Source organism: Actinomadura sp. KC345 (genome assembly GCF_004348515.1).
Classification (GTDB): domain Bacteria; phylum Actinomycetota; class Actinomycetes; order Streptosporangiales; family Streptosporangiaceae; genus Spirillospora.
In genome coordinates this window covers 1-14,411 of record NZ_SMKH01000209.1, presented here as the reverse complement: position 1 = coordinate 14,411, position 14,411 = coordinate 1, and the positions used below count along the sequence as shown (strand labels likewise).

General features: G+C 72.5%; 16 protein-coding genes. 5 read left to right on the top strand and 11 right to left on the bottom strand.

From position 1 onward, the window contains the following. The 4 genes from E1281_RS27860 to E1281_RS27845 form a co-directional block, all read right to left on the bottom strand. The coding region (locus E1281_RS27860) for a PD-(D/E)XK nuclease family protein (RefSeq protein WP_243717473.1) at positions 1 to 722 on the bottom strand (722 nt) is incomplete at its 3' end. 8 nt (positions 723 to 730) lie between these two features. Then, entirely contained in the window at positions 731 to 1,435 is a 705-nt protein-coding gene (locus E1281_RS27855) for an MBL fold metallo-hydrolase (protein ID WP_131882681.1), read from the bottom strand. Positions 1,436 to 1,445: 10 nt separating this feature from the next. After that, positions 1,446 to 2,312, bottom strand: a complete 867-nt coding sequence (locus E1281_RS27850) for a PHP domain-containing protein (RefSeq protein ID WP_131882680.1) — start codon at positions 2,310 to 2,312, stop codon at positions 1,446 to 1,448. 29 nt (positions 2,313 to 2,341) lie between these two features. Continuing rightward, positions 2,342 to 2,989 carry a DUF6758 family protein gene (locus E1281_RS27845; protein WP_131882679.1) on the bottom strand — a complete coding sequence of 216 codons (648 nt, stop codon included), beginning with the start codon at positions 2,987 to 2,989 and terminating at the stop codon, positions 2,342 to 2,344. An 84-nt stretch (positions 2,990 to 3,073) separates the two neighbouring features. Here E1281_RS27845 and E1281_RS27840 point away from each other — a divergent pair, with 84 nt between their 5' ends. Further along, a complete protein-coding gene (locus tag E1281_RS27840) occupies positions 3,074 to 3,463 on the top strand; it encodes an NUDIX domain-containing protein (RefSeq protein ID WP_131882678.1) in 390 nt (129 codons plus the stop codon). Here the strand turns inward: E1281_RS27840 and E1281_RS27835 are convergent. Both E1281_RS27835 and E1281_RS27830 read right to left on the bottom strand, forming a co-directional pair. Next, positions 3,458 to 4,837 carry a CPBP family intramembrane glutamic endopeptidase gene (locus E1281_RS27835; protein ID WP_131882677.1) on the bottom strand — a complete coding sequence of 460 codons (1,380 nt, stop codon included), beginning with the start codon at positions 4,835 to 4,837 and terminating at the stop codon, positions 3,458 to 3,460. The two genes, E1281_RS27840 and E1281_RS27835, sit on opposite strands and share 6 nt — an antisense overlap. A gap of 51 nt (positions 4,838 to 4,888) precedes the next feature. Continuing rightward, positions 4,889 to 5,830, bottom strand: a complete 942-nt coding sequence (locus tag E1281_RS27830; RefSeq protein ID WP_207943529.1) for a CoA ester lyase — start codon at positions 5,828 to 5,830, stop codon at positions 4,889 to 4,891. A 39-nt stretch (positions 5,831 to 5,869) separates the two neighbouring features. Here E1281_RS27830 and E1281_RS27825 point away from each other — a divergent pair, with 39 nt between their 5' ends. Continuing rightward, positions 5,870 to 6,373 (top strand): hypothetical protein, encoded by a 504-nt coding sequence (locus E1281_RS27825; RefSeq protein WP_131882675.1) that lies wholly within the window; start codon positions 5,870 to 5,872, stop codon positions 6,371 to 6,373. Between the two features lie 21 nt (positions 6,374 to 6,394). Here the strand turns inward: E1281_RS27825 and E1281_RS27820 are convergent, their stop codons facing one another. Further along, entirely contained in the window at positions 6,395 to 7,294 is a 900-nt protein-coding gene (locus E1281_RS27820) for an RNA polymerase sigma-70 factor (RefSeq protein WP_131882674.1), read from the bottom strand. 150 nt (positions 7,295 to 7,444) lie between these two features. Here E1281_RS27820 and E1281_RS27815 point away from each other — a divergent pair, with 150 nt between their 5' ends. Both E1281_RS27815 and E1281_RS27810 read left to right on the top strand, forming a co-directional pair. Further along, positions 7,445 to 8,743 (top strand): CBS domain-containing protein, encoded by a 1,299-nt coding sequence (locus E1281_RS27815; protein ID WP_131882673.1) that lies wholly within the window; start codon positions 7,445 to 7,447, stop codon positions 8,741 to 8,743. Beyond that, positions 8,743 to 9,243 (top strand): DUF1003 domain-containing protein, encoded by a 501-nt coding sequence (locus tag E1281_RS27810; protein ID WP_131882672.1) that lies wholly within the window; start codon positions 8,743 to 8,745, stop codon positions 9,241 to 9,243. Before E1281_RS27815 ends, E1281_RS27810 begins: the two co-directional genes overlap by 1 nt. 38 nt (positions 9,244 to 9,281) lie before the next feature. On the opposite strand, the gene E1281_RS27805 is transcribed toward E1281_RS27810, so the two are convergent. Beyond that, entirely contained in the window at positions 9,282 to 9,743 is a 462-nt protein-coding gene (locus tag E1281_RS27805; protein ID WP_243717471.1) for a MarR family transcriptional regulator, read from the bottom strand. Between the two features lie 109 nt (positions 9,744 to 9,852). On the opposite strand from E1281_RS27805, the gene E1281_RS27800 reads away from it, so the two are divergent. Next, positions 9,853 to 10,992 (top strand): Mrp/NBP35 family ATP-binding protein, encoded by a 1,140-nt coding sequence (locus E1281_RS27800; protein ID WP_131882671.1) that lies wholly within the window; start codon positions 9,853 to 9,855, stop codon positions 10,990 to 10,992. Positions 10,993 to 11,052: 60 nt separating this feature from the next. On the opposite strand, the gene E1281_RS27795 is transcribed toward E1281_RS27800, so the two are convergent. The 3 genes from E1281_RS27795 to E1281_RS27785 all read right to left on the bottom strand — a co-directional run bounded on the left by E1281_RS27795 (position 11,053) and on the right by E1281_RS27785 (position 14,349). Next, positions 11,053 to 11,406: a sec-independent translocase gene (locus E1281_RS27795; protein WP_131882682.1), complete on the bottom strand. Its 354-nt coding sequence runs from the start codon at positions 11,404 to 11,406 to the stop codon at positions 11,053 to 11,055. Between the two features lie 97 nt (positions 11,407 to 11,503). Beyond that, positions 11,504 to 13,318: a trypsin-like peptidase domain-containing protein gene (locus E1281_RS27790; RefSeq protein ID WP_131882670.1), complete on the bottom strand. Its 1,815-nt coding sequence runs from the start codon at positions 13,316 to 13,318 to the stop codon at positions 11,504 to 11,506. A 182-nt stretch (positions 13,319 to 13,500) separates the two neighbouring features. Then, positions 13,501 to 14,349, bottom strand: coding sequence for a MucB/RseB C-terminal domain-containing protein (locus tag E1281_RS27785; RefSeq protein ID WP_165959140.1), 849 nt, complete (start codon positions 14,347 to 14,349; stop codon positions 13,501 to 13,503). Positions 14,350 to 14,411: the final 62 nt, after the last annotated feature.

Sequence of the window (14,411 nt, the reverse complement as noted above, 5' to 3'; positions counted from 1 at the left end):
CCCACACCCCCCGAAACAGCGCGGAAGGCCTCGTCGGCCGCGGCGGCCTCGCCCGCTATCTGCTCGGCGCGGCGCATGTGGCGCGCCAGCGAGTCGTCGGTGTGGTCCCAGGCCGCGACCTCGCCCGACGGCAAGTGGTGCAGTTCGACGCGGTGGCAGGGGCGGCGCAGGACGCGGGACGCGGCGACGGCGTAGATCGCGAGGGCGAGCGAGCCCCGGGCGTCGTCGGAGGTGAGGGGGCGGCGCCCCGTCTTGTAGTCGACGACGGCGAGTTCACCGCCGCGGGCGTCCAGGCGGTCGATCCGGCCCGACACGGCGATGCGGTCGGTGCGGGTCGCGACCGTGCGCTCGACGCCGGCCGGCTCGTCGGACGGGTCGAGGCCCGCCGCGTAGCGCTCGGTCATCGCGCGGGCGCGGTCACGCCATTCGAGGGACTGGGCGTCGTCGCGGAAACCGTCCGTCAGCCAGCCCCTGGTCAGGAGGGTTCCGGCGGCCTCGGGGGTGCGCTCGTGGACGGGGAGCCGCCACCATCCCGCCAGGGCGTTGTGGACGCTGGCGCCGACGCTGTTGTGCGCCCACGGCGGGCCCTTCGGCGGCATCGGACGATCGAGGTAGGTCATCCGGTAGCGGCGCGGGCAGTCCAGCCACGTGTTGAGCCGCGACGGCGTGCACGCGTACAGCCGCCGGGGCATCCCCTCGAAGCCCAACTGCTCGGCGTTCAACGACGCCGTCAGTCCTCGTCCTGGGCCAGCTCGCCCCACGTCTCCCAGCGGGAGTCCTCCTCGCCGACCGTGGTCTCCTCGCCCTGGCCGGGAAGGATCTTCAGCTCCTTCGGCAGCGGGGTCAGCAGCGCGCCGATCGAGTTCAGCTGCTTGCGCAGGTCCTCGTAGACGCCGCCGATGGAGCCGGGACGGCCGCGGTGCAGGGTGTCGCCTGAGAACAGGGCGCCGAGCTGCTCGCTGATCACGCAGACGCTGCCGGGCGTGTGGCCCGGGGTGTGCATGATCTCCAGCTGGGCGTCGCCGATCTCGAAGACGCCGCCGTCCTCCAGCCAGATGTCGGGTTCGAGGGACCGCAGCGCCTTGGCGTCGTCCTCGTCCTCCTCGTCCTTGGCGAGGCGGCCGAAGTAGTCGCGCCACAGCAGCCGGTCGGCGCGGTGCATCGCGATCGGGGCCCAGTTCTCCTCGTCCTCCTCGCCCGCGGCGGCGACTTCGAGGACCACGTTGAGGTGGTGCTCGTTCCCGTCGGTGAGCAGGACGGCCATGACCTCGCGGTCACCGACCTCCTTGAGGATGGCGTCGGCGTCGTACGCCGGGTCGATCACGATGACCTCGTCGTCGTCGCCGACGATGTAGGTGTTGTTCTCGACGTCGTAGTCGGTGTCGTCGAGGGTGAGCTGCCCCGACGTGGTCACCTGTTCGATGCGCGCGTCCACCCTTGGCACCCTATCGCGCTTCGGGGAACGTTTCGGGCAGTCGGAGATCATCGCCGGAGGCGCCCGCGCGCAGTTCCTCGAAGGCGTCCGGGGCGGTGGTCTCGGCGCCGAGGCGGTCGCCGGTCAGCGCGCCGTGGTCGTCGCTGGAACCCGTCACGGCGAGGCCCAGGGAGGCGGCGAGATCGCGCAGGCGGGCGCGGTCCTCCGGGACGTGGTCGGGGTGGTCGACCTCGATCCCGGCCAGCCCCGCGGCGGCGAGCCTCTCGATCGTCGCGTCCGCGAAGACGTAGCCGCGCCGCCGTGCCCTCGGGTGCGCCAGGACGCACACTCCCCCGGCCGCGCGCACGAGACCGATCGCCCGTTCCGGGTCGAGCGCGTACCGCTCGACGTAGGCGCGGCCGTCCTGCGCGATCCACCGGGCGGAGAACGCCTCCTCGGTCGTGCGGATGGCGCCCGCGTCGACCATGGCCCGCGCGATGTGCGGACGCCCGACCGCCTCGCCCTCGGCCAGTGCGCGGACCATGGCCCACGTGACGTCCACGCCGAGGTCCCGGAGCCGGTCGACCATCCCCCGCGCCCTGATCACCCGGTCGTCGCGGACCCGTGCGAGCTCGGCGGCGAGGTCCGGTTCGTCCGGGTCGAACAGGTAGCCGAGCAGGTGGAGGCTGCGGCCGTCCTCCTTGCACGACAGCTCGATGCCGGGGACGAGCGTCAGGCCGGCGGGCAGCGACTCGGCGGCCTCGTCCCAGCCGGCGACGGTGTCGTGGTCGGTGAGCGCCAGGACGTCCAGCCCCCTCTCCCGCGCCCGGCGGACCACTTCGGCGGGCGGGCGGGTGCCGTCGGACCTGTCGCTGTGGCTGTGCAGATCGATCCGCATGCCCCGTTCATATCAGGGCAACTGATCGTCTAGTCGTCGATGCGCGGGCTGTGGGCCCCGTAGGGAAGGTCCAACTCCATCCCCGGCTCGCGCAGATCGAGGAGGTTCTGGCGCTCCAGCATGAGGACGCCGGCGTCGGCGGGCCACAGCACCGCCCAGAGCCAGTCGCCCATCGCCTCGCCCACGTAGGCGGCGCGGTCGGGTTTCCCGTCGACCGCCCACATCGGCACCGAGTGGCCGCAGGTCGCCGCGGGGCCGCTGACGTCGAGCTTCACGTGCGGCGGGCTGCCGTCGAACACCTCGCCGGGGTCGGCGCCGTCCAGGCCCGCGTAGTGGGCGCCGAGGCCGACTCCGGGCTGCTCGGCGATCAGCACCATGTCGGCGGGGCCGCTGAGCAGGCCCGGCCCGGACACGGCGACCGCCGTCGCCCGCGCGCCGCTGCGGTCGTCCCCGACCGTGGCGAAGCCCGTGACGAGCCAGCCCAGCGGAAGGGGCCAGGGCGTCCAGACGGGGACCCTCGCGTCGCGCAGTACGGCGGCCAGCCCGTCCGGGCCGGGTCGCTTGGACGGCTGCCGCGGAAGTACGGCGCCGTGCACGCCACAGGCCCAGTCGCTCGACCAGGGGCCCGGCGCGGAAACAGGACCCGCACAGCGCGGGCATGTGGGCTCCGCCCTCATGATTAACCACCCTGCGCGGCGACGTCGGGGCCCGTCAAGGTCGCGCAGGTCGCCGCCTGGAAAAGGGCCGGACAAAATGGAGTCATGAGGGTGCGTTGCGTCGGCGGGATCGTGCGGGACGGGGACGGGCGGCTGCTCATGGTGAGGCGCGGGCGCCCGCCGGGCGAGGGCCTGTGGTCCGTTCCGGGGGGACGGGTCGAGCCCGGTGAGGACGACGCGGAGGCGGTCGCGCGGGAGCTGAAGGAGGAGACGGGCCTGGACGTCGTCGCCGGCGCGCTGGCCGGAACGGTGGAACGTCCAGGGCCAGGCGGCGTCACCTACGAGATATACGACTATGCCGCGACGGTGACGGGCGGGGCCCTTCGTGCCGGTGACGACGCGTCCGACGTCCGGTGGGTCACCCCGGACGCGCTGCGCGGGCTTCCCGTCACGCCGGGGCTTCTCGACGCACTCGCCCTGTGGGGAGTGCTATGAGATGCGCGCGGGCTGGGTGTCCGCCGTCACCAGGACGTCGTCCTCCCCGGGCCCGGACGTGACGGTCTGGATGCGCATCCGCCGCGCCAGCCAGACGGCGGCGAGCGCGAACAGCGCCATGGGGATGATGTCCGCCACGACGACCTCCCACGGCACCGAGCCCTGCACGATCTCCAGCTGGCCGACGGCGGCCGAGATGAGGAAGGCCATCAGGTTGTTGAACACGTGCAGGGCGATGGCCGCCTCAAGCCCGCCCGTGCGCACCGTCACCCACGCGGCGATCATGCCGAAGACGAAGATGTCGAGGATTCCCCAGCCCGTGTAGCCGTGCCCGGCCGTGAACAGCGCCGAGCCGACCACCATGCCGGGCCAGGGCGTCCGGAACACCACGCTCAGCGCGCGTCCGGCCTTCCTCTTGGCGTTCTCCAGCGTGCAGGCGCCCACGGCTTGGAGCATCCAGCCGCGGAAGACGTACTCCTCCGCCGCCGCCTGGAACGGCACCAGCAGGACGATGAGGACGGCGGGCAGGAGGAACTCTCCCCACCCGACCCAGTGCTCGTCTCCGCCTGCCTCCTCGTCCAGGCCCGCGCCCGCGATGAGCGACGTCCCGAACGACACGATGCAGAACAGCACCGCCAGGCCGCAGCAGGCCGCCATCCACTTCCAGCGCAGGCGCCCCACGACCGACGACAGCGTGCCGGGCCTGCGCCGCTGGATCCCCCACGCCGCGAACGCCGCCACCGGCAGGAACACCGCGAGCGCGACCAGGTTGAAGGCCAGGTCGGCCGTGGCGTTGCCGAAGATCGTGGTGGTGTCCGACTCGGCCGCATCGGGCAGCTCGCCGGTCACGGCCACCTGAATGATCATCCCGACGAGCAGGAGCCCGACCGCCAGGCTCATGCCGATGCCTAGGATCGCCAGGCTTCCCAGCAGCGGACGCCACCACCGGTGGACATCGGTGCGCGCCATCCTGTGGAACGGGACCCCCGCCGGGGACGCCACCGTCCAGGACGTCTTTACCGGCTGTGCCCCGTACGGGACGTATGGCCGTCCATAGGGGTCCTGCCACTGGGGCCCGTAGGGACCGGCCCCGTCCTGCTGCCCCCACCCGGGCGGCTGCGCCGGGGCGTCCTGCCAGTACGGCATCCCGGCGGCGTAAGCCTGCTCCTGGTAAGCCTGCTCCTGGTAAGGCCGGTCCTCGTGGGACTGGCCCGCGTAGGGCCGGCCATGCTCGGGGCGGGCCTCCGGCGGCTGCGCCTGGCCGGGCTCGGGTCGCGGCGGTGCGTCGTCCTGAGGCCGCCGCTCCGGAGGGCGGTCGCCGGAAAGGTCGGGGTCAAGCGGGGCCCAGCCGTCGGCTTCCCCTCGTTCTGACACGTTCGATCCTCCCGGTAACCGTCACGTCCGTGGGACGAATCGTATGGGGTGTCAGTTCCCCGCCGGGTCGAAGCGCCGGGTCCGGGCCATTCCCGCGGCGCGTCCCTTGGCGGCGATGACCAGCGCCATCTTCCGGGACGCCTCGTCGATCATCTCGTCGCCGAGGGTGGCGGCGCCGCGCCCCTCGACGGTGACGTGGTGCTCGTAGGCGTCGAGGATCAGCTCGGCGTGGTCGTAGTCGTCCTGGGACGGCGAGAACACCGCGTTCCCGGCCTCGATCTGGGACGGATGCAGGACCCACTTGCCGTCGAACCCGAGCGCCGCGGACCGCCGCGCGACCCGCGTGAACGCCTCCACGTCCCGGACGTTGAAGTAGGGGCCGTCGATGGCCTGCAGATCGTGGGCGCGGGCGGCCATCAGGATCCGCATCAGGATGTAGTGGTAGGCGTCGCCCTCGGTGTAGCCGGGCGGCTGCTCCCCTACGACGAGGGTCTTCATGTTGATCGACGCCATGAGGTCGCCGGGGCCGAGGACCAGCGCCTCCAGCCGCGGTGAGCACGCGGCGATCGCGTCGATGCCGACCATGCCCCGCGCGTCCTCGATCTGGGCCTCGATGCCGATGCCGCCCACGGGGAGCCCCGTCGCCCGCTCGATCTGGGTGAGGAGCCGGTCGAGCCACTGGACGTGGGTCGCGTCCTGCACCTTCGGCAGCATGACGGCGTCGAGGTTGGCCCCGGCGCCCTCCACGATCTCGATCACGTCCCTGTAGGCCCAGTGGGTGTCCAGGTCGTTGACGCGGACCACCCGGATCTTTCCGGCCCAGTCCCCCTCGTTGAGGGCGGCGACGACGGTCGCGCGGGCCTCCTCCTTCGCGGAGGGCGCGACGGCGTCCTCGAGGTCCAGGAAGATCTCGTCCGCGGGGAGTCCCTGCGCCTTCTCGATGAAGCGGGCGTTGCTGCCGGGGACCGCGAGGGTGGTACGTCGGGAACGCATGGCCCGCATGCTAGCCAGCGGTGTGAGACGCTTCGGGGCATGGGTGAGCTGAACCGGGCCCTGGTGGAGGAGGCGGCCAAGAAGTCGGACCTCCTGTGGCTGGACGTCCCCGGCCTCCCGCAGCCGAGGGCCGCCTGGCACGTGTGGCACGACGGCTCCGCCTACGTGCTCACCGGCGGGGAGGGCGAGCAGCCGCTGCCCGGCCTGCCGGAGTCCGCGCAGGTGACGGTGATCCTGCGCAGCAAGGACAAGGGCGGCCGGCTCATCTCGTTCGTCGCCGACGCCGAGCCGGTCGAGCCGGGCTCCGAGCTCTGGGACGCCGTGACGCCGCTGCTGGCCAGGGCCCGCCTGAACGCCGCGTCCCACGAGCGGCAGGTGGAGCGCTGGGCCACCGAGTCCTGGATCATGCGGCTCACCCCCGCCCTGGAGGCCGCGCAGGCGCCCGGGGACTACGCGACCGTCCGCCCGGTCCCGACCCCGGCGACGACCGCGGGCGCGCCGCCCCGCCTCCACGGCGGCAAGCGCCGCCGCGTCGACCGCTAGGCGTCGACCGGCCGCCGGGCGTCACATCGGCAGCCGGCGCCCCTCGGCGATCGAGCTGAGCTTGTCGGGGTTGGCGACCATGTAGACGGCCTGGATCCGGCCGTCGTCGTTCAGGTCTATGGTGACGGTGCCGATCGGGCCGGCGGGGCCCTCGATGACGAGGGCCGGCTCGCCGTTGAGGTCGACGCGCCGCATCCGCATGTCGGCGGGCTCGACGCCCACGTAGGGCGCCCCCGTGACCGCGCCGATCCAGCGGCTGATCTTGTCGGCGCCGTGGATGACCCGCCGCGCCGCCTTGACCTTGCCGCCGCCGTCGGTCCACAGCGTGACGTCGGGGGCGAGGACCTCCATGAGCCGGTTGACGTCGCCGCCGAGGACCGCGTCGAAGAACCGGTCGGTGGCCTCCCGCCGCTCCGCGCCGCCGGCCGCGAAGCGGGGACGCCGCGCCTCGACGTGCTTGCGGGCGCGGGTGCCGAGCTGCCGCACCGACGCCTCGGTCCGGTCGAGCGCCTTCGCGATCTCCGCGAACGGGTAGCCGAACACCTCCTTGAGGACGAACACGGCGCGTTCGAGGGGGCTCAGCGTCTCCAGGACGACGAGCATCGCCATCGACACCGACTCCGACATCTCGACGTCCTCGGCGACGTCCGGGGCGGTCAGCATCGGCTCGGGCAGCCACGGCCCGACGTAGGTCTCGCGCTTGGCCCGCGCCGACCGCAGCCGGTCGAGCGCGACGTTGGAGGTGATCCGCACCAGGTAGGCCTTGGGGTCGGCGACGTCCGACCGGTCCGCGGCGGACCAGCGCAGCCACGCGTCCTGGACGGCGTCCTCCGCGTCGGCGGCCGTGCCCAGCATCCGGTACGCCACCGCGAACAGGAGGTTCCGGTGCTCCTCGAACGGATCCTCGAACGCCTGGCTCATGATCTCCAGCCTCTCACGCGGGTCCTCGCACGTCCTGTCGCCCCCCGGGACGGGACGGCGGCGCGAGATGTGACACGTCCCGCCCGGGCGCGTCCCGGATCACCCGTCCGGCACCGGGTCAGGAGGGAGATCATGGGTAGTGTCCTGGCCATGAGCGCAGCCTCGTCGCGGGTGTTCATCGCCCGGCTCGCGGGCGTCGCGGTGTTCGATCCGTCCGGTGACCAGGTCGGAAGGGTCCGCGACGTCGTGGTGGCGCTGCGGCTGGCACCGCGGCCGCCGCGGGTGCTGGGGCTGGTGGTGGAGGTCTCGTCGCGGCGGGCGGTGTTCGTGCCGATCACGCGGGTGTCGGTGATCGAGGCGGACGCGATCGTCTTCGACGGGCGGCTGAACATGCGGCGGTTCAGCAAGCGCGAGTCGGAGACGCTGGTCATCGCCGAGATGCTGGACCGCACGGTCCGGTTCCGCGACGACGGGGAGCCCGTCTCGGTCGTCGACGTGGCGATGGAGCCGACCCGTACCCGGGACTGGCTGGTCGGCAAGGTGGCGGTGCGCCGCAGGAGGGGCCGGGCCCTGCGCAAGCGCGGCGAGAGCATCGTCGTGGACTGGGACGCCGTGGAGGGCTTCTCCACGGTCGAGCACGGGCAGGGCGCGGCCGGGCTGATCGCCGCGTTCGAGCAGATGAAGCCCGCCGATCTCGCCGGGATCGTGCACGAGCTGCCGGAGAAGCGGCGGACCGAGGTCGCGCTGGCGCTGGACGACGAGCGGCTCGCGGACGTCCTGGAGGAGCTCCCCGAGGACGACCAGGTCGAGATCCTCGGCAAGCTCGGAGTGGACCGGGCCGCCGACGTGCTGGAGGCCATGGGTCCCGACGACGCCGCCGACCTTCTCGGGGACCTGCCCACCGAGCAGCGGGAGCAGCTGCTGACGCTCATGGAGCCGCAGGAGGCGGCGCCGCTGCGCCGGCTGCTGACCTACGAGGAGCACTCCGCCGGCGGCCTGATGACGACCGACCCGGTGATCGTCGCGCCGGACGCGACGGTCGCCGAGGCGCTCGCGCTGATCAGGAGGCCCGACCTGAACCCGGCGCTGGCCGCCCAGGTGTACGTGTGCCGGCCGCCGACCGCCACGCCGACCGGCAGGTACCTCGGGACGGTCCACTTCCAGAAGCTGCTGCGCGAGCCGCCGCCGACGCTCGTCGCCGGAATCCTGGACACCGAGCTGGATCCGCTGCGGCCCACGATGTCGCTGGAGGCCGTCGCGATGTTCCTGGCCACCTACAACCTCGTCGCGGGCGCCGTCGTGGACGAGAACGGGCACCTGCTGGGGTCGGTGACGATCGACGACGTCCTCGACCATCTGCTGCCCGTGGACTGGCGGGAGGCGCTGATGGACGCCGGCGCGGAGGAGTCCGCGGATCCCGAGGAAGAGGCTCTCCGGGGGAACATGTGATGACGACACGCCATATGACCGCGCGCCTCGACCAGCCGAGGGAGATCCGCCGGACGTTCGTGCCGCGCGTCCACTACGACCCGGAGTCGTTCGGGCGGCTGTCCGAGCGGATCGCGCGCTTCCTGGGGACGGCCAGGTTCCTCGTCTACCTGACCGCGTTCATCGCGGTGTGGATGGTGTGGAACTCGTTCGCGCCGGCGTCCCTGCGGTTCGACCCCTACCCGTTCATCTTCCTGACGCTGCTCCTGTCGGTCCAGGCGTCCTACGCCGCGCCGCTGATCCTGCTCGCCCAGAACCGGCAGGACGACCGGGACCGCGTCCAGTACGAGCAGGACCGGTCGAGGAGCGAGCGCACCATCGCCGACACCGAGTACCTGACGCGGGAGATCGCCGGGCTGCGGGTGGCGCTGAACGAGGTCGTCACCCGCGACTTCCTGCGCTCGGAGCTCCAGCAGGCCATGCGGGAACTCGACGCCAAGGACAACACGGTTCGAGGATGACGCGGTTCAGGAACGGTGCCGCCTAGGGACAGGCGCGGTCAAGCCTGGACGGGGATCTGCTCGTCGGCGAGCTTGTCCAGGATGTGCTGGAACGTACGCAGTTCGGAATCGTCCAGGCGGCTCAGCATGTGGTCGCGGACCCCCTGCCGGTAGGTGGGGGCGGCCTCGTCCAGCCTGGCCCGCCCGGCGGCGGTCAGGACCGCGTACAGGCCGCGGGCGTCGCTCGGGCAGGTCTGCCGGTCGACGAGGCCGTCGCGCTCCAGCCGGTCGACGAGCCTGGTCAGGCCGCTGCGCGACAGCAGGACCCGGTCGGCGAGGTCGTTCATCCGGAGCCGCCCGCCCGGGGCCTCGCCGAGGTGCATGAGCACCTCGTAGGGGGCGAGCGCGAGGTCGTGGCCGGCCAGCAGATCGGCCTGGAGCCGGCGGGAGATCTGCGCCTCGGCGCGGAGCACGGCGCGCCAGACGATCAGCTCCGCGGCCGAGTTCATGCTGCTTGTCACGCGTTGATGGTACGGCGGCGCCGCGTACGGCGTGCGGGAGACGCACACGCGGTGTGAGGAGCGGCACCTTGATTAGGACGTTCTTGCTTCGGGTTCATACCATGGAGGCATGGCCTCCCAGTTGACGACCGAGCAGGTGACCGCGGCGCTCGCTACGGTGAACGACCCCGAGATCCGCAAGCCCATCACCGAGCTCGACATGGTCAAGAGCGTCGACATCGAGACGGACGGCACCGTCCGCGTCGGCATCTTCCTGACCGTGGCCGGATGTCCGATGAAGGACACCATCACCAAGAACGTCACGGAGGCCGTCTCCAAACTCGACGGCGTGACGTCCGTGGGCGTCGAACTCGACGTGATGAGCGAGGAGCAGCGCAAGGACCTCCAGACCAAGCTGCGCGGCGGTGAGCCCGCGAAAGAGATCCCGTTCGCGCAGCCGGGCTCGCTGACCAAGGTGTACGCGGTGGCGAGCGGCAAGGGCGGCGTCGGCAAGTCGTCGGTGACGGTGAACCTGGCCGCCGCGCTCGCCGCGCAGGGCCGCAAGGTCGGGGTCGTGGACGCCGACATCTACGGCCACTCCGTGCCGCGCATGCTCGGCGTGGACGCCTCGCCCACCAAGGTCCACGACATGATCATGCCGCCGACGGCGCATGACGTGAAGGTCATCTCGGTCGGCATGTTCACCGCCGGGAACCAGCCGGTCGTGTGGCGCGGGCCGATGCTCCACCGCGCGCTGCAGCAGTTCCTCACCGACGTCTACTGGGGCGACCTGGACATCCTGCTGCTGGACCTGCCGCCCGGCACCGGCGACATCGCGATCTCCGTCGCGCAGCTGATCCCGTCCGCGGAGATCCTGGTGGTCACCACGCCGCAGCAGGCGGCCGCCGAGGTCGCCGAGCGCGCGGGCGCGATCGCCGCGCAGACCCACCAGCAGGTCGTCGGCGTCATCGAGAACATGTCGTACCTGACGTGCCCGCACTGCGGCGAGCAGCAGTTCCTCTTCGGCGAGGGCGGCGGCCAGACGGTCGCGGACGCGCTGACCAAGACGCTCGGGACCCGCGTCCCCATGCTCGGCCAGGTGCAGATCGACCCGCGCCTGCGCGAGGGCGGGGACGAGGGGAAGCCGCTGGTCCTGTCGGACCCGGACGCCGGCGCCGCCAAGGAACTGCGCACCATCGCCGACACGCTGGGCGGGCGCACCCGGGGCCTGGCAGGCATGCCGCTGGGCATCTCCCCCAAGGGACGGTGACGGCGACCAGGGCTCAGGGCGCCGCCCGTTGGGCTGGGTCGCCTTGCCCTACGTTCTGCCCTACGTCGCCTCTCTGTCGAACGGCGGGCGTTCGTCGTAGTCGAGCTGGCCGTTGCCGGGCGCCGTCACGTACGAGGACTCGTCGTCGAAGAGGCCGTTCTTGGTCAGGGAGGTGTCGTCGTCCTCCAGCAGGTGCTTGCGGACGAACGTCTTCGGGTTGAGGTCGTTGAGGTCGAAGTCCTTGAACTCGGGGCCGAGACCCTCCTGCAGATCCGCCTTGGCGGAGTCGGCCATCTGGCGGAACTGCCGCAGCATCCGGCCCGCCTGACCGGCTACCTGGGGCAGCTTGTCCCCGAAGATGACGAGGGCGAGGACGACGAGAACCGCCATCTCACCGATCCCGACGTCGAACACCACGTCCTCCACATGCGGCAAGGGGGGCCGGTCCTGACACGGACCGGCCCCCTCAGCGTATCCCGAGCCCGGATGGGCCGGACCCGGACATCCCCGCCTAGTTGGACGCCAGCGTCACCTTGACCGTGCTCTCCTGGCCACCGCGCTGGTAGGTGATCGAGACCTCGTCGCCGGGGGCCCGGCTCCGGATCTGCGCGATCAGGTCGGTGGCGTCCTCGATCGGCTTGTCGTCGACGCGGGTGATCACGTCGCCGGGCTTCAGGCCGGCCTTCTCCGCCGGGCCGCCCTTGGTCACCGGGTCCTGCCCGTTCACCGGCTGCGGCATGATCCGCGCGCCGCCCTCCTGGTAGTTGGGGTCGGGCAGGACCCCCAGGATGGGCTGGCTGCTGCTGCCGGTCCGGATGATCTCCTCGGCGATCCGCTTGCCCTGGTTGATCGGGATGGCGAAGCCGAGGCCGATGCTGCCGCTCGACTGCTCGCCGCCGAGGCCCTGGCCGCCGAGCGTGGCGATCGCCGTGTTGATGCCGATCACGCGGCCCTTGGCGTCCACGAGCGGCCCGCCCGAGTTGCCCGGGTTGATCGCCGCGTCCGTCTGGATCGCGTTGAGGAAGGACGCGTCGCCGTCCTCGCCCCGGGTCGGCACCGCACGGTTCATCGAGCTGACGATGCCGGTCGTGACCGAGCCCTGCAGGCCGAGCGGCGAGCCGATCGCGATCACCGGGTCGCCGACGGCGATCTTGCTGGAGTCGCCGACCGTGAGCGCGGGCAGCGAATGCTCGCCCTCGGGCTGCAGGACGGCGACGTCCGAGTTGGGGTCGGCGCCCTTGACGGTGGCGGGCAGCGTCTTCTTGTCGTTGAAGACGACCTCGATCGAACTGCCGCCCGCACCGGCGACGACGTGGTTGTTGGTGATGATGTAGCCGCCGTTGACGATGAAGCCGGTGCCGCCGACCTCTCCCTGCGCGGACTCCACGCGGATCATCACGACGCTCGGCAGCACGCGCTGCGCCACTCCCGCGACCGAGTCCGGCGGACGGGCCTGCGCCTCGGAGCCGCTGTCGCCGTCGCCGCCGCCGAGGCTGACCGACGAGCCGCCGTCGCCGTTGGTGGCGACGACGCCGATCCCGGCGCCGATCGCGCCGGCCACCAGCGCGACGATCACCGTGATGACGGCGAGGAGGCCGAGTCCCGGGCCGCCGCGCGAGGACGACGGCACCGCACCGGGCACCGGCGCCCAGTTCGGGCCTCCGCCGGGCGGCATCCCGAACCCGGCCATCGGGCGAGGGCCGCCGGAAGGCGGGCCCATCGGCGCGGGCGGCGGCCCCATCGGGGCGGGCGGCGGGCCTCCGGGGCGCGGCGGCCCCTGGTGGGCGTGCTGCCAGCCGCCGTAGGGCGCGCCGTGCTGCGCGGCCCGCGGGTCCTGGTTGTGCGGGACGAACCCGGGCCGCCTGCGGTCCTCGGGGCTGTCCGTGATGGGCTTGTCGAGCGGCACCGGGGGCGGAGGCTGCGGCATGTCACTCGGTGACACGTCCTGCAGCGGCACCTCCTGAGGCCCCAGGTCCGCGGCCACGCCGGACCGCTGGATCACGTCCTCGCTGGTGTCGGGCGGCTCCGCGAGCGGCGAGTCCGGTGGCGCGAACCCCCCGGCCACCAGCCGGTCGGTGCCCTGATCCGGCCCGCCCGGCTCCGGGTCGCGCCCGGGCTCGGCGTCGTCGTCCTCCGACCGCGCCTCGGCCCCGGCTTCGGGCTCGGACTCGGGCTCGGGGTCGTCCGCCGGCTGCTCCAGGGGGATCTCCTGGTCGGTCACCGTCTCGGGAGGAGCCGCCGCCTCCTGCCGTCCGGGCTCCTGGCCGGGGACGACGTCGTCATCCTCCAGCGGTGCCCTGACCGGCCCGCGGTTGTCTTCCGTCATCCCCATCTCTCCTGCCGAGCATGGTCCTGGTCATCGGTGCTCATCGTGCCCGGAAAGGCATGTGGCGAGCATAAGACCTACTGTCGATACGCTCATCCCGGACGATCTCCCCATACATGAGCGTTTCCCATTTCGATGCCGCGCACTCCGCGAAGGTTCCGGCGACGGGCGCCGGATGATGGTCAGTCGAAGGGGTCGACGGCCGAGGCCAGGCGGCGGGCGCCGCGCCACAGCCGCGGCCAGAAGGGTTCGGCGGCGCTCCCCTGCAGCCGCGCCGCCACCGCCTCGGCCGTGCTCTGCGGGGCGTCGGTCAGGACCGTGACCACGTAGCCGTCTCCCGCGGAGACCGCCCAGTGCCGCAGCGACTCGCGGCGGAACACCGTCCGGTCGTCCTTGACGACCTTCTGCCAGCCGCCGAGGGCGTCCTCGTCCAGCACGCCGGGCTGCACGAACACCGAGACGGCGGCGAGGCCGTCGGAGTAGCTGAGGTGGACGGGGCCGGCCCCGTTCTCGCGGCGGGCATCGTGGAGGGTGAGGCGTCCGGGCAGGTCCTCCGGGACGGGCCAGCCGCGCTCGCGCAGTTCTTCGAGTTCGGCTCCGTCCAGCTCGTCGCCCCACTTGGCCGCGGCGCCCCGGCCTCCGCTCGCGGACCCGCCGGTGTCGGGGAACCGCGCGAGGCCCCTGCGGGGGCCGTCGACCACCACCGGCGCCGGGGGCGGCTCGGTGAAGCTGATCTCGCTGAAACCGGTGGCCACCACGGCGTGGCCGCGGGCGTCGATCAGCTCGCGGTGCAGCATCAGCCCGGTCTCGGCGTCGATCCAGAAGCGGCCCGCGGGGGTGCCGTCCGCCCGGCGGGCCTCCACGACGCGGGCGCGCCTGCCGCAGACCGACGAGTCCGCCGCGCGCACCACCGAGTAGTTCTCGGTCAGCAGGGCGAGCGTCTCCCGCGTGAAGCCCGTCGTGTCGCCCGCGGCGGACTCGGGCCGATAGCCCTCCCCGGCCTGGTTCTCTGTGGAGGGACGACCCCCCACACCCCCCGGAACCGACCCGTTCTCTGTGGGGGGACGACCCCCCACACCCCCCGGAACCGACC